The 18,325-nt window shown below is 68.2% G+C and carries 18 protein-coding genes; 11 read left to right on the forward strand and 7 right to left on the reverse strand.

Annotated elements, in window-relative coordinates; genetic code table 11:
- The first annotated feature begins 4 nt into the window (after positions 1–4).
- Genes sctQ through sctC form a run of 7 tightly spaced genes read left to right on the forward strand, consistent with a single transcriptional unit; the run spans position 5 to position 6,229 of the window.
- The gene (gene sctQ, locus ACVN9Z_RS10745) at positions 5–1,084 is read left to right on the forward strand and encodes a type III secretion system cytoplasmic ring protein SctQ (RefSeq protein WP_458213383.1); all 1,080 of its coding nucleotides are present in this window, start codon (positions 5–7) and stop codon (positions 1,082–1,084) included.
- Complete coding sequence (gene sctR, locus ACVN9Z_RS10750) at positions 1,081–1,749, forward strand: type III secretion system export apparatus subunit SctR (protein WP_020925207.1); 669 nt, start codon at positions 1,081–1,083, stop codon at positions 1,747–1,749. Before sctQ ends, sctR begins: the two co-directional genes overlap by 4 nt.
- Positions 1,750–1,756: 7 nt before the next feature.
- Positions 1,757–2,023, forward strand: a complete 267-nt coding sequence (gene sctS, locus ACVN9Z_RS10755) for a type III secretion system export apparatus subunit SctS (RefSeq protein ID WP_008163300.1) — start codon at positions 1,757–1,759, stop codon at positions 2,021–2,023.
- Between the two features lie 15 nt (positions 2,024–2,038).
- The gene (sctT, locus tag ACVN9Z_RS10760) at positions 2,039–2,839 is read left to right on the forward strand and encodes a type III secretion system export apparatus subunit SctT (protein WP_047993389.1); all 801 of its coding nucleotides are present in this window, start codon (positions 2,039–2,041) and stop codon (positions 2,837–2,839) included.
- Positions 2,836–3,894: a type III secretion system export apparatus subunit SctU gene (gene sctU, locus ACVN9Z_RS10765; protein WP_026382483.1), complete on the forward strand. Its 1,059-nt coding sequence runs from the start codon at positions 2,836–2,838 to the stop codon at positions 3,892–3,894. The genes sctT and sctU overlap by 4 nt, the downstream gene beginning before the upstream one ends.
- The gene (locus ACVN9Z_RS10770) at positions 3,891–4,289 is read left to right on the forward strand and encodes a CesT family type III secretion system chaperone (protein ID WP_053496870.1); all 399 of its coding nucleotides are present in this window, start codon (positions 3,891–3,893) and stop codon (positions 4,287–4,289) included. The genes sctU and ACVN9Z_RS10770 overlap by 4 nt, the downstream gene beginning before the upstream one ends.
- A 47-nt stretch (positions 4,290–4,336) precedes the next feature.
- Positions 4,337–6,229 carry a type III secretion system outer membrane ring subunit SctC gene (gene sctC / locus ACVN9Z_RS10775; protein ID WP_053496868.1) on the forward strand — a complete coding sequence of 631 codons (1,893 nt, stop codon included), beginning with the start codon at positions 4,337–4,339 and terminating at the stop codon, positions 6,227–6,229.
- 73 nt (positions 6,230–6,302) lie between these two features.
- On the opposite strand, the gene ACVN9Z_RS10780 is transcribed toward sctC, so the two are convergent.
- The 4 genes from ACVN9Z_RS10780 to ACVN9Z_RS10795 form a co-directional block, all read right to left on the reverse strand.
- Positions 6,303–6,869, reverse strand: coding sequence for an RNA polymerase sigma factor (locus tag ACVN9Z_RS10780; protein WP_020925202.1), 567 nt, complete (start codon positions 6,867–6,869; stop codon positions 6,303–6,305).
- Between the two features lie 242 nt (positions 6,870–7,111).
- The gene (locus ACVN9Z_RS10785; RefSeq protein WP_238912568.1) at positions 7,112–7,684 is read right to left on the reverse strand and encodes a BspR family type III secretion system anti-sigma factor; all 573 of its coding nucleotides are present in this window, start codon (positions 7,682–7,684) and stop codon (positions 7,112–7,114) included.
- A 158-nt stretch (positions 7,685–7,842) separates the two neighbouring features.
- Positions 7,843–9,039: an ABC transporter substrate-binding protein gene (locus ACVN9Z_RS10790; protein ID WP_458213384.1), complete on the reverse strand. Its 1,197-nt coding sequence runs from the start codon at positions 9,037–9,039 to the stop codon at positions 7,843–7,845.
- Entirely contained in the window at positions 9,036–11,039 is a 2,004-nt protein-coding gene (locus tag ACVN9Z_RS10795; RefSeq protein WP_020925199.1) for a SpoIIE family protein phosphatase, read from the reverse strand. The genes ACVN9Z_RS10790 and ACVN9Z_RS10795 overlap by 4 nt, the downstream gene beginning before the upstream one ends.
- Before the next feature lie 109 nt (positions 11,040–11,148).
- On the opposite strand from ACVN9Z_RS10795, the gene ACVN9Z_RS10800 reads away from it, so the two are divergent.
- Positions 11,149–13,617: an MFS transporter gene (locus ACVN9Z_RS10800; protein ID WP_458213385.1), complete on the forward strand. Its 2,469-nt coding sequence runs from the start codon at positions 11,149–11,151 to the stop codon at positions 13,615–13,617.
- 78 nt (positions 13,618–13,695) lie between these two features.
- Here the strand turns inward: ACVN9Z_RS10800 and alr are convergent, their stop codons facing one another.
- The gene (alr, locus tag ACVN9Z_RS10805; protein WP_458213386.1) at positions 13,696–14,841 is read right to left on the reverse strand and encodes an alanine racemase; all 1,146 of its coding nucleotides are present in this window, start codon (positions 14,839–14,841) and stop codon (positions 13,696–13,698) included.
- 130 nt (positions 14,842–14,971) lie between these two features.
- Positions 14,972–15,403: an ATP-binding protein gene (locus ACVN9Z_RS10810; RefSeq protein ID WP_054514737.1), complete on the reverse strand. Its 432-nt coding sequence runs from the start codon at positions 15,401–15,403 to the stop codon at positions 14,972–14,974.
- Positions 15,404–15,598: 195 nt separating this feature from the next.
- Between ACVN9Z_RS10810 and ACVN9Z_RS10815 the strand changes: the two genes are divergently transcribed.
- Positions 15,599–15,934 carry an STAS domain-containing protein gene (locus tag ACVN9Z_RS10815; RefSeq protein WP_006388680.1) on the forward strand — a complete coding sequence of 112 codons (336 nt, stop codon included), beginning with the start codon at positions 15,599–15,601 and terminating at the stop codon, positions 15,932–15,934.
- Between the two features lie 16 nt (positions 15,935–15,950).
- Here the strand turns inward: ACVN9Z_RS10815 and ACVN9Z_RS10820 are convergent, their stop codons facing one another.
- Positions 15,951–16,187: a hypothetical protein gene (locus ACVN9Z_RS10820; RefSeq protein ID WP_006388681.1), complete on the reverse strand. Its 237-nt coding sequence runs from the start codon at positions 16,185–16,187 to the stop codon at positions 15,951–15,953.
- 234 nt (positions 16,188–16,421) lie between these two features.
- On the opposite strand from ACVN9Z_RS10820, the gene ACVN9Z_RS10825 reads away from it, so the two are divergent.
- Together ACVN9Z_RS10825 and nadC are read left to right on the forward strand one after the other, a co-directional pair.
- Positions 16,422–17,357, forward strand: coding sequence for an NUDIX hydrolase (locus ACVN9Z_RS10825; RefSeq protein WP_006388682.1), 936 nt, complete (start codon positions 16,422–16,424; stop codon positions 17,355–17,357).
- A gap of 83 nt (positions 17,358–17,440) precedes the next feature.
- Positions 17,441–18,319, forward strand: coding sequence for a carboxylating nicotinate-nucleotide diphosphorylase (gene nadC, locus ACVN9Z_RS10830; RefSeq protein WP_006388683.1), 879 nt, complete (start codon positions 17,441–17,443; stop codon positions 18,317–18,319).
- Positions 18,320–18,325: the final 6 nt, after the last annotated feature.

Below are 18,325 nucleotides of genomic sequence, written 5' to 3' on the forward strand. Positions count from 1 at the left end.
ACCCATGACCGCAAGTACGTTTTCTCCCTCGTCCCCGCTCCCGCTGCCGCGCCTGTCCGGCAACGAGGCCCGCGCCCGTTCGCTGATCGCGCGCCATGGCGCCGACCTGACGGTCACGCTGGCGCCACTGGCCGGCAGTGACGCCGAACCCGCGCGCTGGCGCCTGGGCTTCACGCCCGGGGCTCCCGACGCCGTGCAGCGCTCGGCCACGCTGTCGGCCGACCTGGAATGGGCCGGCGCGCGGCTGCGCCTGGGCCTGCCGGCCGGCGCGGCCCAGGCCTGGCTGGCGGCTCGCTGGCCCGACCTGGATACGGGCGAGCTGCCTCCCGCCCTGGTGTCGGCCGCCATCGAAACGCTGCTGGCCGAGGTGGTCGCTGCCCTGGGCGAAACTTCCCCAGGCGGCCCGCTGCGGGTGGTCGCCCGCGACGCGCCGGCGGCGGCGCTGGCGCATGCCTGGACGCTCGCCGCGCGCCACCCTGCCAGCGGCGAGACGATTTACGCCACGTTGGCCGCGGACGGCCTTGGCCTGATGCTGTTGGCGGGTTTGATCGGCCGCGCCGCGCCGGCGGCCAACGAAATCGATGCCGACGCCGTGCCGGTGCGCATCGCCGCCTGCCTGGGCTGGACCGAGCTGGGCGCGGCGCAACTGCGCAGCCTGGCGCCACGCGACACGGTGTTCCTCGATCACTGCCTGGTGTCGCCCGAGGGCGAACTGTGGCTGGGCGCCGGCGCCCAGGGGTTGCGCGTGCGCCGCCAGGATTCTTCATACCTCGTTACCCAAGGCTGGACTTCCCTCATGACCGAGACGCCGCAATCGCCGCAGGATGCCGACGCGGGCGCCCAGACGCCGCTCGATATCGACGCCATCCCCGTCCGACTGACTTTCGAACTGGGCGAGCGCCTGATCACCCTGGGAGAGCTGCGCCAACTGCAGCCCGGCGAGACCTTCGATCTGGCGCGGCCGCTGGCCGAGGGGCCGGTGCTGGTGCGCGCCAACGGCGCGCTGGTCGGCAGCGGTGAATTGGTCGAGATCGACGGCCGCATCGGGGTCACGCTGCATCGCCTGGGCAAGGCGGGCGCATGAACGGCGCGGATCCGATCAGCCTGGCGGTTGTCCTGGCGCTGTTGGCGCTGGTGCCGCTGGCCGCCGTCATGACCACCTCGTTCCTGAAGATCGCGGTGGTGCTGACGCTGGTGCGCAATGCCCTGGGCGTGCAGCAGGTGCCGCCCAACATGGCGCTGTACGGGCTGGCGCTGATACTGTCCGCGTATGTCATGGGGCCCGTGGTGATGCAGATCGGTGATGAGCTGCGCGCGCCGCCGGCCGTGGCGGCCCCTGGCACGCCCGAGCCGGACCGGCTCGAAGGCATTCTCGAGGCGGTGGCGCGCGGCGCCGAGCCGATGCGCGCCTTCATGCTCAAGAACAGCCGCGCGGAGCAGCGCGATTTCTTCCTGCGCACCGCGCGCGGACTGTGGGGCGAGCAGCAGGCCCGCAACCTGAAGGAAGACGACCTGCTGGTGCTGATTCCGTCGTTCCTGCTGTCGGAACTGACCGCCGCTTTCCAGATTGGCTTCCTGCTCTACCTGCCGTTCGTCATCATCGACCTGATCGTCTCCAACATCCTGCTGGCGATGGGCATGATGATGGTGTCGCCGGTCACGATTTCCATGCCCCTGAAGCTGTTCCTGTTCGTCATGGTCGACGGCTGGACGCGGCTGATCCAGGGCCTGGTGCTGTCCTATACCTGAGGCCGCCATGGGAACCGTCGACCTCGTTTCGTACATGACGCAGGCACTCTACCTGGTGCTGTGGCTGTCCCTGCCGCCGATCGCCGTGGCGGCGATCGTGGGCACGCTGTTCTCGCTGTTCCAGGCGCTGACGCAGATCCAGGAACAGACGCTGTCGTTCGCCGTCAAGCTGATCGCGGTGTTCGCCACCATCATGCTGACGGCGCGCTGGCTCAGCGCCGAGCTGTACAACTTCACGATCTCCGTGTTCGACCTCTTCTACAAGATCCACTAGGAGCGGCGCGCAACCATGACCTCGGGCATCAACTTCGTCGAAGCGAAAGTCTTCCTGGGCACGCTGGCGCTGACGCAGCCGCGGATCCTGGCGTTGTGCGCGATGTTGCCCTTGTTCAACCGCCAGCTGCTGCCCGGCATGCTGCGCTACGCCCTGTGCGCGGCCATCGGCCTGGTGCTGGTGCCAGCCCTGGCGCCGCGCTACGCCGTGATCGACCTGGACGCGGTCGAGCTGGTGCTGCTGGTGGCCAAGGAAGTCTTCATCGGCCTGGTGATGGGCTTTCTCGTGGCGATCCCGTTCTGGATCTTCGAGGCGGTGGGCTTCGTGGTCGACAACCAGCGCGGCGCCAGCCTGGGCGCCACTATCAACCCGGCCACGGGCAACGACTCGTCGCCGCTCGGGATCCTGTTCAACCAGGCCTTCATGGTGTTCTTCCTGGTGGGCGGCGGCTTCATGCTGATGCTGACGATGCTGTACGACAGCTTCCGCCTGTGGGACCTGTGGGACTGGGCGCCCACGCTGCGCCGCGAAAGCGTGCCGCTGATGCTGGACCAGCTGGGCCGCTTCCTGCGGCTGACGCTGCTGTTCGCCGCGCCGGCCATCATCTCCATGTTCCTGGCCGAAGTGGGGCTGGCGCTGGTCAGCCGCTTCGCGCCGCAGTTGCAGGTGTTCTTCCTGGCGATGCCGATCAAGAGCGCGCTGGCGTTGCTGGTGATGGTGCTTTACATGAGCACGCTGTTCGAATATGCCGCCGAGGCCACGGGCCAGATCGGTTCGGCCCTGCCGTTCCTGGACAACCAATGGCGGGCGCCATGAGCGGCGAAAAGACCGAACAGCCCACCCAAAAGAAACTGCGCGACGCGCGCCAGAAAGGCGATGTCGCGCACAGCAAGGACTTCACCCAGACACTGCTGGTGCTGGCGTTGTTCGGCTACCTGCTGGGCAACGCCCATGGCATCGTCGAGGCGCTGGGGCGGCTGGTCCTGATCCCGTCCACGCTGGTGGGACAGCCTTTCGAACAAGCGCTGCCAATCGCACTGGACGCGGCCCTGCGCGAAGCGGTCTACCTGGTGCTGCCGTTCGTGCTGATCGTGCTGGTGGTGGGCATGTTCTCCGAATTCCTGCAGGTGGGCGTGGTGCTGGCGTTCGAGAAGCTGAAGCCGTCGGCCAAGAAGCTCAACGTGATGAGCAACCTGAAGAACATCTTCTCGAAGAAGAACCTCGTGGAACTGCTCAAGTCCATCATCAAGATCGCCTTCCTGTCGGTGCTGGTGACGCTGGTGGTGCGTGACGCGCTGCCGGAATTGATGGCGGTGCCGCACAGCGGCCTGGCCGGCCTGGAAGCGGGCGTGGGCGGCATGATGCGCGCGCTGATCGTGAATATCGCCGTGGCCTATGTGGTGATTTCCCTGGCCGATTTCGTCTGGCAGCGCATGCAGTACCGCAAGGGGCTGATGATGAGCAAGGAAGACATCAAGCAGGAATTCAAGGAGATGGAGGGCGATCCCCACATCAAGCACAAGCGCAAGCACCTGCACCAGGAAATGGTGATGCACGGCGCGGTTGCCAGCACGCGCAAGGCCTCGGTGCTGGTGACCAACCCCACCCACCTGGCGGTGGCCATCTACTACGAGCCCGACGAGACGCCGCTGCCGGTGGTGCTGGCCAAGGGCGAGGGCGCGCTGGCCGAGCAGATGATGCGGGCGGCGCGCGAAGCCGGTGTGCCGGTGATGCAGAACATTCCCCTGGCGCGCGCGTTGATGGCGTCCGCGCTGCCAGACCAATACATTCCCAGTGAACTGATCGAGCCGGTCGCCGAAGTCCTGCGGCTCGTCAGGAAGCTGGCCGGCAATGCGGACGATCCGACATGAACGTACCCCAGCATCCCCTGATTGCCGCCTATGCGGCGCGCCATGGCCTGGCGCCGTCGACACGCGCCGACGGCCGCATCACCGTGGTGATCGACGACACCTACCGCGTCCACCTGCAGCCGGTGCGTGACGGCTGGCTGGCCATGTCCGCCCGCCTTTGCGCCTTGCCGGCCGGCGACGCCGACCGTGACCGGCTGGTGACGGAAATCGGCAAGCTGGCCGCGGGCATGCTGGCAAGGCATGCGGCCACCTGCGTGGTGGATCCGCAGGGGCGGGCGCTGTGGCTGCAGCAGTCCTTGCAGCCGGGCAGCGGGGAGCTGGCGCTGGACGAAGCCATGGGCGCGTTCGCCAATGCGCTTTCCTTTTGGGCCGGCGCCGCGCGGCGGCTGGCATGAACACGCGTGACGGGCATTCCGCCCGAGGAGAAAGAGTGTTGAAGCGGATGATTCTGGCGACCGCGTTGTCGCTGGGCCTGGCGGCCGGCGCGCAAGCCGCGCCGAACTGGCCCAACGTGCCCTACAGCTACTATGCCCGCGACGAGAACCTGCAGACGTTGCTGCGTGAATTCGCCGGGGGCTTCAGCCTGTCGCTGCAGATCGGCCCCAATGTCACGGGCACGGTCAATGGCAAATTCAACGCCAATACGCCGACCGAGTTCATGGACCGGCTGGGCGGCGTGTACGGCTTCAACTGGTTCGTCTACGCGGGCACGTTGTTCGTCAGCCGCACCAACGACATGAAAACGCGCTCGGTCAGCGCCATGGGCAGTTCCATCAGCGCCTTGCGCCAGGCCTTGCAGCAGCTGGGTGTGCTGGACCCGCGCTTTGGCTGGGGCGAATTGCCCGACCAGGGCATTGCACTGGTGTCGGGCCCCCCGGGCTACGTGGACCTGGTGGAACGCACCGTGGCCGCGCTGCCGATGGGCGCCGGCGGCCAGCAGGTGGCGGTGTTCCGGCTCAAGCATGCTTCGGTCAACGACCGCACCATCAGCTACCGCGACCAGAAGGTGGTGACGCCCGGCCTGTCGACCGTGCTGCGCAACCTGATCACCGGCGGCGGGGGCGGCGCCAATAACGAAACCCTGGCCGCGATCGCGGCGCCGTTGCGCGACAACCCGCCGGCGTTCCCGCAGGTGGCTGGCGACGGCGGCGCGGCGCCGGCCGGGCCGGCGGGCAATCAGCCTGCCGTGCCTGCCAGCACGGGCAAGTCGGGCCTGCGCCTGCGCGAGCCCACGGTGCAGGCCGATGCGCGCCTGAACGCCATCATCGTGCAGGATATCCCGGACCGCATTCCCATCTACCGCAGCCTGATCGAGCAGCTCGACCTGCCCAGCACGCTGGTCGAGATCGAGGCCATGATCGTGGACGTCAACTCCGACCTGGTCAGCGAACTGGGCGTGACCTGGGGGGCGCGCGCCGGCTCCACCACCTTCGGCTATGGCAACCTGGGCCTCGGTCCCAGCGGCGGCCTGCCGCTGGAAAGCGGCGCCGCCCTGTCGCCCGGCACCATCGGCGTGAGCGTCGGCAACACCCTGGCGGCGCGCCTGCGCGCGCTGCAGACCAAGGGACAGGCCAACATCCTGTCGCAGCCGTCGATCCTGACCGCCGACAATCTCGGCGCCATGATCGACCTGTCCGACACCTTCTACATCCAGACGCGCGGCGAGCGCGTGGCGACCGTGACACCGGTGACCGTGGGCACCTCGTTGCGCGTGACGCCGCGCCATATCGAATCGAAGAACGGCGCGCGGGTCGAGCTGACGGTGGACATCGAAGACGGACGCATCCAGGAAGAGCGCCAGATCGACAATCTGCCTACCGTCCGAAAGAGCAACATCAGCACCCTGGCCATCGTCGGCAACGACCAGACCCTGCTGATCGGCGGCTACAACAGCAGCCAGAATTCGGAGCAGGTCGACAAGGTGCCGATCCTGGGCGACATTCCGGGCCTGGGATTGCTGTTCTCCAACAAGTCCAAGACCGTGCAGCGGCGCGAACGCCTGTTCCTGATCCGGCCGAAGGTGGTCGCGATCAACGGCGAAGTGGTGGCCACGCCCGGCGCCGCGGGCACCGGCCCCATGCTCAACGCCACATGGGGAGGAGACGGGCGCATGACGGCGGGGCAGTATCTCGACCTGGCGCAAAGCCAGCGCACGCGCATCGTCTTCGGACCGAATGTGGAGTTGCGTCGCAGCAGCGGCCCGGTGCGGGCCTCCGAATGGCTCGATGGCACGCCTAGCGCCGCGCCGGTGCTGGAAGGCAAGTCCAACGCGCAGCAGGGGCCGGTGATCCAGGTCGAGCCGGTGGCTGCGCCGGGGACGGGCAGGGCGCCCTAGTGTGCTGTCCCGCAGATACGGCACGGCACATTAGCGGACAAGCCGCGAAGGGGGCGGCCTGGGCCGCCGCGGCTCAGGCGTCGAGCCGCAAGCCCTTCTGTGCCAGCTTGTCGCGCAGCGCGGCGCGTGCGCGCGACAGGCGGCTGCGCACGGTGCCCACCGGCACCGTCAGCAGGGCGGCCGCGTCCTCGTACGAGATTTCGTCGATGCCCACCATCAGCAGGATGTCGCGCATGTTTTCCGGGAGTTCTTCCAGCGACTCCTGCAGCAGGGCCAGGGTCTGGTTCTGTTCCGCCACGCGGTCCGGAGACAGGTCGTCAGCGGCATGGTCGGCCAGCACGCTGTCGCTGACGAAGTCGTGGCGCCGCTCCGGCGCGCGCGAGAGGTGGTTGCGCACCAGGTTGAGCGCGATGCCGTACAGCCAGGAGGACAGTTGCGATTCGCCGCGGAAGCTGCGGTACGAACGGGCCGCTTCGACGAAGGCCTGCTGGGCCAGGTCTTCGGCCTCGCTGCTGTTGCCGATGTGCTTGACGATGAAGCGTTGCAGCCGGGTGGCGTGTTCCCGCACCAGGTCGCGCAGCAGGTATTCCTCGCCCGTGTCCCATCCCTGCCCTTCGCCGTCAGGGCGAATGGGAGGCAAATCCGCTTCCGGGGAAGCGGTTGTGCAATCGCTCGGATTGGTCATGGGTTGGGAAAAGAAACGTGTATTAAGCTACAAGTTACTACCGGCATGGCGCGAATTATCGCAGCTTACCTCTGTCACAATATTTCGAAAATCGAAATATTGAGGCAAAAGTAGCGTTTTTTAAGTCAGATATGTAAAAACAAGTAAACCGCGCGCGAGGATATTCCGGGGAACGGAATCCTTTGCCGGCATGCGCTTCAGGCGGACTTGAGCAGGTCGCGCAGCCAGCCCGCCGCGGTGGCCAGGGAAACCGGGCTGTGGCCGGATTCGGCCGCCTGGTCGAAGCGCGCCTGCATGGCCTGGTCGAGGGCGCCGCGGCGCCCGGCGTCCAGGTCGGAGGGCGCCACGCCGGCGTCGCGACAGGCCTGCTGGAAGGCCGGCGCGTCGTTGGTGGCGGACAGCGCCAGGCGTGTCATGAAATCAACGCCCGACAGGGCGTCGCGCGAGGTTTGCGCCATGTCAAGCGCGAGCGTGACGGTGCGCGCCGACAGCGGCTTGCCCGGATTCGGTTCAAGTCCCAGTTCGCGCGACACCGCGCTGGCGATGCCCTGGCCGTAGCTGCGGGCCAACGCCTGGGCGAACATGCCGGTCGTGTCGACATTGGGCGCCACCCATGCCACGCTGCGGCCGCCGGGCGTGCTGCCCACGCCGAGAACCCGCAGCGTTTCGCCCGCGATGTCGACGTAGACGTCCTCGCCGCTCTGCGCCGCCTTGGCGAAGGCATCGAGAGAGACGAACGGCGATGATGGGGTAACCGATGAAATTGTCATGCAGCCAATAAATCCGGCGTGTCCGAGATCGGGCCCAGAGGAGATTCAACAGCCCCTGTGATTGAGTAACCCGGGTGGCGTTTTAGTTCCGTTGCCACGACACGTATGCGGATTTTATGCGATTGCGCGATTTCAGGCCGACGCCGGATACAGGGGGGTTACCGCGCCTCGTAGACTTCGTCGGCCGCCAGCAGGATATCCACGGGCGGATCGAAGCCGATGACGCGGGCGGTCTGCAGATTCAAGGCGATCTTGGCCGGATCGATCCAGACCTGGCTCAATTCGCGCGCCTTGGCGCCGTTGAAGATGCGCGCCATGGTCTCGGCATAGAACAGGCCGACGTACGAATAGTCGGCCTGCGCCAGGCTCAGCAACAGGCCATGCTTGACCTCTTCGGAACCCAGCATCGAGAAGCTGGGCACCCGCGCCTGCCGCAGGATCTCGGCCACCGTGTCGATCGACGCCGGGGTAACGCCGCGATGCACCGTGACGTAGGCCGCGTCGATCTGCGGCGCCAGCCTGGCATAGCATTCCAGCGCATTGCGGGTGGCCACTTCGGGCGCGATGCCATTGGAGGGCGCGTTGCAGCTCAGCACCTTGAAACCCTGTTCGCGCGCCACTTGCTCGACCGCCTCGACCGCGCTGTAAGTGCGGCCTTCGGGGCTATCCTCGTATACCAGGCCGAGCCGCTTGAACGGCACGATCTCATGGAACAGGCGCACTTGCCGCTGATAGCGCTCGGGCTGGACGCGCGCGTGCAGATTGTCCAGGCCGCTGTCCTGCGCCGAGCGGGTGATGCGGGCGCCGACCGCGTCGCTGGTCGAGGCCACGATCGTAGGCACCGGCGCGCCCAGGCCCGCCATGTCCTGGCCGGCCCAGGTGCCCATGGCGATGATCAGGTCGATGTCCTTCCTGCCCTCCAGGCGCTGCTTGATCGATTCGCGCACGGCGGGCCGCTGCGCGGCGTCGAAGTTGCCCGGCTGCCACCAGGCGTCGCGCACGAATTCCAGCGTGTCGCTGCGGGCGTTGTCGGCCAGGTATTCCCACATCTGCCTGCCATTGAGGCCGTCGGGGATGGCGGGAACGGTGATCCAGCCCAGCTTCTGCAGGCCATCGACGGTGACGCGCAGCGTGCGCGGATATTCGCTGTAGTCGCCGCTCTCGAAATAGCCGATGCGCCATTTCCTGCCGTCGGGGCGCATCACCGGCTTGGTGGGGAACACCTGTGGCGTGGCGGCGGGCGGCGCGGCCGCGGCAGGACCGGCGGTGGGGGCCGCCGCCGCGGCCTGGGCCAGGCTCGCGGCGGGCGCCAGCAGGGCCAGGCTCAGCAATAGGGTGGACAGCGATGTCTTCATGGGCGGCGGATCACGATCAATGTGATGTCATCGGATTGCTCCGCGCCGTCGGCGAAGGCCTGCACGTCTTCCAGCAGACGCTTGGCCAGGCTGGCCGCCGGCACGGGGGGATTGGACAGCACGGCCAGCAGGCGCGGGTCGCCGTACTGCGCATTCTGCGGATTGACGGCCTCGGTGATGCCGTCGGTGTAGCCCACGAACATCTCGCCGGGCCCCAGCACGGTCGACAGGCAGCGGTACTCCAGGTTCTCCTGGACGCCGCAGGCGGGGCCGCTGCGGCCTTCCAGCAACCGCACCACGCCGTCCGCGCCCACCACCGCCGGCGGCAGGTGGCCGGCGTTGGCCCATTTGAGTTCGCCGGTGGTCATGTCCAGCACACCGACCAGCAGCGTGACGAACATCATGTTGGGATTGTTTTCGGACAGGCGATTGTTGATCTTCTGCATCATCAACGCCGGGTCGGTCTCGTCCTCGGCGGTGGCGCGGATCAAGGTGCGCGTCACCGCCATGAAGAGTGCCGCCGGCACCCCCTTGTCCGAAACGTCGCCGATGGCCAGGCACAGCCGGCCGTCGGGCAGGGTGAAGTAGTCGTACAGGTCGCCGCCGACTTCCTTGGCCGGCAGCATCACGGCATTCAGGTCGATCTGCTCCCGCGTAAGCGGCGACAGCGGCACCGGTAACAGGCCGAGCTGGATGGCGCGCGCGATATTGAGCTCGCTTTCGAAGCGTTCGCGGGCCGTGGTCTCGCGCATCAGCCGGGAGATGTTCTCGCGCAGCTTGCGGTCCATGAACAGGAACGATGCCGCCAGCCGGCCGACCTCATCCTTGTGCCTGTCCGGCAGCGCGGCGATGTAGGCGGGCACGCTGGATGCCGCGGTCAGGTCCTGCTCGGGCAGCAGGCGGGCATAGTGGGTCAGCGTCTCCAGCGGGCGCACGATGCGCGCCGCCACCAGCCAGGCGCATACCAGCGCCACCAGCATCATGCCGACGAAGATCAGCGCCTGCCGATTCAGCAGCTCGCGCGCCGGCGCCGTCAGGTCGCTTTCGGGAACCACCGCCACCACGGTCCAGCCCAGCGGCGCGAAGCGGGCGCTGTCGATTTGCCAGGGCCCGTCGCCGCCCTCGAAGCGCAGGCTTTGCAGCTTGCCGCCGCGGTCCTGGCGCGCCAGCAGCGCGCGCAGCGTTTCGCCCTGGCCATCCTTGGCGTCGAGCAGGCCGGCGCGCGCCTCGGGAGGCGCCACGACCATGCGGCCGTCATCGGCCGCGATGAAGATGAAGCCCGATTGCGCCAGCGTCAGTTTCGACAGCGTGTCGCGCACCGAGTTTTCCAATTGCGCGCGGCGCGTCTCGATCTGCTCGATCACATCCTGGGCGCTGTCGGAGATGGCGAAGACCCAGTTCCAGGGACGGAAGTAGCCGAAATAGGCGTAGCGCGTTTCGCCATCGCCACGCTGGGCTGACGGCGGCCAGCGGTAGATGGCAAAGCCATAGCCCGAGCTGCGGCTTTCCTCGAGCAGGGCCTGGGCCAGCGGCCGGTTCTTGAAGTCGGACAGCGACGACAGGTCGCGGTCGATCATGTCCGGGTTGCCGCTGGCCAGCACCTGGAAGTCGGCGTCATAGACGAAGGCGTAGCGGCGGTCGTCGAGTTTCAGGCGATTGATCCAGGCGCGCGCCATGCCCTTGGCCGCTCCGGGCGTCATGATGCCGCGCTCGGCCATGTCGGCATAGGCGTTCAGGGCCGCGGCCACCACCGTGCCGCTCTGCATCAACTGCCGCCGGCCGCTGCGCACCGTGGAAATCTTGTCCGCCAGCAGGGCGCCCCAGCGCGCCTCGGCATCCCGCAGCACCAGTTCCATCACGTTGCTGACGGCGTGGCGCTCGCTGTTGACCACCGTGCGCGTGACATTGCGCTGGGTGGTCAGCATCACGAATGCCGCGACCGCCAGGAGCAGCGCTACGACCAGTAGAAAAATCTTGCTACGGAGCGAGCGCAACGACATGGGGGCGATAGGCGGCGGATGAGGTGAAGGCGTGAAATAAGATGCAATTTGCATTAATTGTAAATACCATTGGTGCCCGTGTGTAAATACTTTGCGGCGGCGGGGCCCCATGCGTAGCGAACCAATACAAATAGTGCTCGATGGGTTGCGTCGTCGCCCCGTGCTTGAAGTGACGTTGGCCTGTCTGGCCGTGCTGCTGCTGGCGCAGGCATTGATCGGCGCGCTCAGCCTGTCCGCGCTGAACCGGCTGGTGGTGGATACCACCGCCGACCGCGTCGAGGTGGTGGCGCGCCGCGTCGCCGGCAATATCGAAAACGGCCTGCGCCTTGGCAAGCCGCTTGAACAGTACTTCGGCCTGCGCGACACGTTGCGCGATGGGGCCGCGGGCTCGCGCGGCGTGCAGGGCGCCGCGGTGCTGCTGGCCGATGGCCAGGCGCTGGCCACGCAGGGCGAGCTGCCCGAAGGCGCGGCGCGGTTGGCGCGCACGCTGGATGCGGGCGGCCCGCTCGCGGCGGGCCTGGCGCGCCGTGGCTCCGGCGCCCTGGTCGGCGTTGCCGACGACGGGGTGACGGTGGCCGTGCCGCTGATCGCCGCGGGCGGCAAGGTGGTGGGCGCCGTGGTGCTGTCCGCTGCCAAGGACGGCGAGGCCAGTCGCCGGCTCATCATCGACAACCTGCAGGTGCTGTTGCTGGTTACGGTGCTGGTCGGATTGGGATTGGCGGCGGTCTTCAAATACGTTGTGCCGCTGACCTCGCTGGCCGCCGGCGGCCGGGCCCGTTTCGTGGTGCCGTTGCTGGCGCTGGTGCTGGCACAGGGCGTGTACGCGGCCTACACCATTTCCACTTTCCGCAGCGGCTGGCTCGACGTGACGCGCAATAACGTCGGCCTGTTGGCCGAGGGCCTGCAGCGCGACCTGAACCGGGTGCTCGGCTATGGGCTGGAAGTGGACCGGCTGCGTGGCGTCGAGGCGCCGTTCAGCCGCCTGGCCGGCACTTTCCCGGCGGTGGCGCAGATCGAACTGGCCGACCGCAACGGCCGCGTCCTCTACGGCGCCGATGCGCGCGGGGCGCTGGACGTGTCGCAGTTGCCCGTGAGCCGGCCGCAGGCCGACGACCTGACGCTGGTGCTGCCCCTCGGCGCGGCACTGGCCGATCCCAAGGCGCATGGCGACCTGGTGCTGCGCCTGTCCGGCGATGTCATCGCCGCGGGCGTGCGCGGTCGCGCGCTGGATGCCGTGACGGTGGTGGCGGTGGCGCTGGTGGCCGCGATCGAGATGCTGTTGCTGCTGGCGCTGCTGATGAACCGCGCCTTCGCCGCGCGCGCCACCCTGGCCGACGGCACCCGCGTCGGTCCCGACGATGAATCCGAAGTGGGACGCATCGCGCGGCCGGTGATGTTCGGCTTCCTGTTCGCGTGGGCGTTGCCGCTGGGCTTCCTGCCGTTGTATGCGCGCAGCCTGCCGGCCGGCGGCCTGGACCTGCCGGCCAATCTGTTGCTGGCCCTGCCGATCTCGGTGGAAATGGGCTGTGGCCTGCTGACCTCGCTGCTGGCCGGCCGGCTGACCGACCGCAGGGGCTGGCAGGTGCCGGTGCTGGCGGGCCTGGGCGTGTCCGCCGCGGGCATGCTGGCCTGCGCCGCCGCCGCCAATCTGCTGATGTTCAGCGCCGCGCGCGGCCTGGTGGGCCTGGGCTACGGCCTGACGTGGATGGGGCTGCAGGGCTTCATCGTGACACGCAGCCCGCCGCAGTATCGTGGCCGCAACATGACCGGCGTGATCGCCGGTCTGTTCGCCGGGCACCTGTCTGGCGCCGCGGTGGGCGCGATGCTGATGGAGCAGGTGGGCTTTCGCGCCGTCTTCGCGGTGGGCGCGGTGATGCTGGCGATGCCGCTGGCCGGCGTGCTGGTGCTGATGCGCCCCTACATGGACCGCGGGCGCAAGCTGGCCGCGCAGGCGGCGGGACGCGTCCACGCGCATTTCACCGATACCTTGCGCCTGCTTTGCACGCGCGACTTCGGCCTGTTGCTGCTGGGCAGCGTGATTCCGTTCTCGATCGCCCAGGTCGGCCTGCTGTCCTTCGCCTTGCCGCTCTATCTCGAAGCCGAAGGCGTGGCCGCGTCCAGCATCGGCCGGGTGCTGATGATCTATGGCCTGTGCGTCATCTACGTCGGGCCGCTGATGGGGCGGGTGGTGGATCGCAGCGGCATCAAGAAAAGCTGGATCGTGCTGGGCGGCCTGGTGGGCAGCGCCGGCATGCTGGGCCTGTACTTCAACAGCGGCCTGCTGGCCGCCGCCGCCGCGGTGCTGCTGCTGGCGCTGGCGAGCTGCTTCGCCGGCGCGTCGCAATCGCCCTACATGCTGGCCCTGCCGGATGTGCAGCGCTACGGCGCCGCGGGCGCCACCAGCGTCATGCGGGCTGCCGACAAGCTGGGCCAGATGGCCGGTCCGCTGGTGGTCGGCGCGATGTTCGGCGCCGCCGGCATGGGCGCGGGTCTGGCCGCGACCGGCGTGATCTACCTGGGCGCGACGCTGGTGTTCCTGTTGTTCGCGCCGGCCAGGCCGCGCGAAGAAACGGCCTGACGCCAGCGACGGTACCGCCGTGGCGCGCCGCGCCGCGGCTTGCGTCGGGGAGGCGCCGCGTGTCCTGGGCGCCGTCATTCAGCGCGTGGCGCCGGCCAGCGCCACCGGCACGCGCGCGCTCAAGCCAGTCAGCAATTGCGCAGCGATGGTGCCCGCGGCCATCGCCACTTCTTCGACCGGCGGGCCGTCCGCGCCCCACAGCGTCACGGGGGAACCGATGGCGGCTTGCGGGATGGGATCCAGGTCCACCGCCATCATGTCCATGGACACGCGTCCAAGCAGGCGGGTGCGCACGCCGGCCACCATCACCGGCGTGCCGGTGGGCGCATGGCGCGGATAGCCGTCGGCATAGCCGCAGGTAACGATGCCGACGTCCATGGTCGCCGGCGCCACGAAGGCGCCGCTGTAGCCGACGCCGGCGCCGGCCCGCACGCGCTGGATGCCGACCACTTGCGAGTGCAGCGACATTGCCGGCCGCAATGCCAACTGTGCCGCGCTGCGGTCGGCGAAGGGACTGGCGCCATACAGCGCCAGGCCGGGGCGCACCCATTGCGTGCCGGCGGCCAGGCCGGCATGTCCCAGCACGGCGGCGGAATTGCTGGTGGACACCGGGCCCGGCAATCCGCGGACCACCTCGCGGAAGTGCGCGTCGGCCTGGCCGACGCCGTCGGCTTCATCGGCGCGGGCGTAGTGGTTCAAGTGGCCGATTTCGCCGACCAGGCCGCGCGCGGCCAGCTGCCAGGCCTGTTCGAAGGCGGCGCGATAGTCGTCCGCGCAGAAGCCGGTGTGATGGATGTCTCCGGCGAAACGCAGCCAGATCGCCGGCCGCTCGCGCGCCGGCGATTGCGCCAGCCATTGCAGTTGCGCGGCGTGGGTGATGACCAGGTGCAGGTCCGACGTGTCCAGCAACAGCGTGTCGGCGGGAGAGTACAGGCCGCCATAGACCAGCACCGGTCCATTCCATCCGAGTTGCCGGCAGGCTCGGGCTTCGTCCAGGTGCAGCACGGCCAGGCCGTCGGCGTCGCGCAGGGCCGGCAGCACGCGCGCCAGGCCGTGGCCGTAGGCGTCGGCTTTCACCGTGGCCCACAGCCGTGGCGCGTCGCTGTCCGGCAACGCGGCGCGCAAGCGCGCGAGATTGTGGGCCACGGCGCTCGCGTCGACGCGGGCATGCAGGGGGCGGGCAAGCAATCCTTCTGGACGATAGGGAGCGTTCACGGGCGGCATCTGAGCGGGGGCCACGCGCAACCGGCGCGCAGTCTATGCATGAGTGACAGATCACCGCGTTTCGTTCGGTACTTTCTGTCTATGCATTGCAAGTTGTCGATAGCGCGTCTTGATGGGACGCGCCGGTGAGTCACGCGGCGCGCATCACGAGGGTGAGGCGATTGCGGTCGCCGTCGCGCGTATAGCGCAGGTCGTGCAGATAGTGCTGCATCAGCCGCACGCCATGGCCGCCGATCTCGGCGTCGTCGAGCGTGGCGGCCAATGGGGGAGGCGCTGTCTTGGTGGGATCGTACGGTCGGCCATTGTCGATTATCTCCAGCGATATCCATTCGTCATCCTGGCGGCAGGCCAGGTTGACGCGGGCAGGATCGGGCGCGAGCAGGGGATCGTCGAAGGCATACGAAACGATGTTCGTCAGCGCTTCGTCCAGGCTCAAGGACAGACCGAAGCTCAGCTTGGGTGACCAGCCGTCGCGCTCGGCGATGGCCTCCAGCCATTCGATGGCGGAAGCGACGGCGCGGGCGTCGGGGACGAGGTCAAGCGTATCGGGCTGAGAGGGCATGGTCGCCTTGCGTTCAGTGGTACACGTGCAGGTGGAAGTATGCCCGAATGCGCGCCGACGGCGTACCGGCAGGCTATGCCGCGCGCGTTTTGAAGTTTGCGTTTGGCTGCGCGGGCGCCTCGCGTATCATCTCGGCATCGCGCCGCCGCCCGCAAGCGCCGGGATCGGGGCGCCGGTCAATTTCCGGGAACCACTATGAATCTCGCAATCGAGAAAGTCGGGGAAGTGCTGGTTGTCTCGCCCGAAGGGCAGATCAACAGCGGCAACGCCGCGGGCATCGAAGCGGACCTGTTGTCGCACGTGGAAAAGGGCGAGCACCGCTTCGTGCTCGACATGTCGAACCTGAACTACATCTCCAGCGCCGGGCTGCGCGTGGTGCTGGTGCTGGCCAAGCGCCTGAAGCAGAGCGCCGGCGCGCTCGCACTGTGCGCGATGCAGCCGCACGTGCGCGAGGTGTTCGACATCAGTGGGTTCCTGGCCATCCTGACGGTGGTCGACACGCGCCAGGAAGCGGTGGCCAAGGTCGGCTGACGACCCGCGCGGCGCCTCAGGGCTTGCGGTTTTCGTACGAGGTATCGAGCAGATCGTCCTCGGGCGTGATGATGCCGGGATCTCCGGGGGGCTCGATGGCGCGGCCCTGCCGTGGCATGCCGGCGACCGTGGGACTCTGGTCGGGCATCGGCAGGACGCCGGTGCCCTTGCGCGGGTCGACGGTGGCAGCCTTGTCCTTGGCCGGTTCCGGTTTGGTCGCAGCGGCGGAAGAATCGATGGCGGTTTTCAGCATGATGACGTCTCCGGTTGTGGGCGTCCCGGGATGGCGACGCGCCGGGGATTTCCCTTCATCTTAGGGCCGCCATCGGCCCGCAGCGCCATTTGCGTTGTCACGTTTGCAAGGGGCTGTTGCTGCGTCCTGGCCCTTATAATGCCGAGCGCGTTGCAACGTTGCCAGACCACGAATGTCCTGGCCTCGCGACCTCCCTGCACAGCGCCCGGTTTCCTTCATTTCCAGCCATCCACCTTGACCGAATCCGTCGAACGCTCCGTCCATGCCGAACTCGTCGCCGTCCTGGTCGCCGTCACCAACGGCGAGCCGCGCGTCCTGACCACCGATGACGCGCGCGCCTTGCCGGCGGGGCCTTTCGAACTCTCGCACCGTTCGCTGCAAGCGGGCTTGCGGGCGTGGGTGGAGGCGCAGACGCATCATCCCCTGGGCTACGTCGAGCAGCTCTATACCTTCGCCGACGGCGATCGTTCCGACGAGTCGGGCGCGCGGGTCATGTCCGTCAGTTATCTCGGCCTGACTCGCGAGGCGGGCGAGACCGGCGTGGCGCAGGTCGGTTGGCAGGACTGGTACCGCTATTTCCCGTGGGAAGACCGGCGCGCGGGCACGCCCTCGGTGCTGGACGAACTGATCGTGCCACGCCTGCGGGCGTGGTGTGAAGGCGCTTCCGACACCGCCATGCGCAACCGCCGCGGCCAGCGCGTTGCCATCACCTTCGGGCTCGATGGCGCTGCCTGGAACGAAGACATGGTGCTGCAGCGCTACGAGCTGCTGTTCGAGGCCGGCCTGGTGCCCGAGGCGGGGCGACGCCACGCGGCGGGGCAGGCCGCCGCGCTGCCGGGCGAGCCGATGCGCCATGACCACCGCCGCATCCTGGCCACCGGGATCGCGCGGCTGCGCGCCAAGATCAAGTACCGGCCGGTGGTGTTCGAACTCATGCCGGCGCAGTTCACGCTGCTGCAGTTGCAGCAGGCCGTCGAGGCCCTGGCCGGGCGCGGCCTGCACAAGCAGAACTTCCGGCGCCTGATCGAGCAGCAGGCGCTGGTGGAAGAGACCGGCGAAATGGCAACCGGCACGGCCGGTCGTCCGGCCAAACTGTTCCGCTTCCGCCGCGACGTGCTGCTCGAGCGCGCCATCGCCGGCAGCAAGTTGCCCGTGTCGCGCGGGCTCTGACGCTTGACAAGCTCATATACTCATCTTTAGCATAAGTGCATGCGCAATTGGAGCGCGCCTTTTTTAACCAACAAATACTCAAAATGAGCATTAATGCTGAAGCCCCGTTCGCCCGATTGACCATTCCCTCCCTGCCGGATGTCATGCTGGAGCCGCTGGTGCGCGCGGCCCTGCTCGAAGACCTGGGACGGGCCGGAGACCTGACCACCGACGCCATCGTGCCGGCCGATGCCGTGGCGCAGACGCGCCTGGTGGCGCGCCAGGATGGCGTGCTGGCCGGTCTTGACCTGGCGCGCCTGGCGTTTCGCGCATTGGACCCCGCCATGGAGTTTCGCGTGGCGCAACGCGATGGCGCCGAGCTGGCGCCCGGCACCGAAATCGCGACCATCCGCGGCAACGCCCGCGCCATGCTCAGCGCCGAGCGGGTGGCGCTGAACTTCCTGTGCCACCTGAGCGGCGTGGCCACCGCAACGGCTTCGATCGCCCGCGCCATCGCCGGCCACGGCGCCCGCGTCACCTGCACCCGCAAGACCATGCCGGGCCTGCGCGCGGTGCAGAAGTACGCGGTGCGGGTGGGCGGCGGCAGCAACCACCGCTACGGCCTGGACGACGCCGTGCTGATCAAGGACAACCACATCGCGTTGGCCGGCAGCGTCGAGACCGCGGTGCAACGGGCCCGCGCCAGCGTCGGCCACATGGTCAAGATCGAGCTGGAAGTGGACACGCTGGCGCAACTGGAAACCGCGCTGGCGCTGGGCGTCGACGTGGTGCTGCTGGACAACATGAGCCTGGACGAATTGCGCCAGGCGGTTGCCATGGCGCGCGGCCGCGCCATTACCGAAGCCTCCGGCCGCATCACGCCCGACACCGCCGCCGCGGTGGCCGCCACCGGTGTCGACCAGATCGCCGTCGGTTGGGTGACGCACAGCGCCAAGGTGCTCGATATCGGACTGGACGCCTGAGTCCGG

Source organism: Achromobacter sp. KK8 (assembly GCF_054188005.1).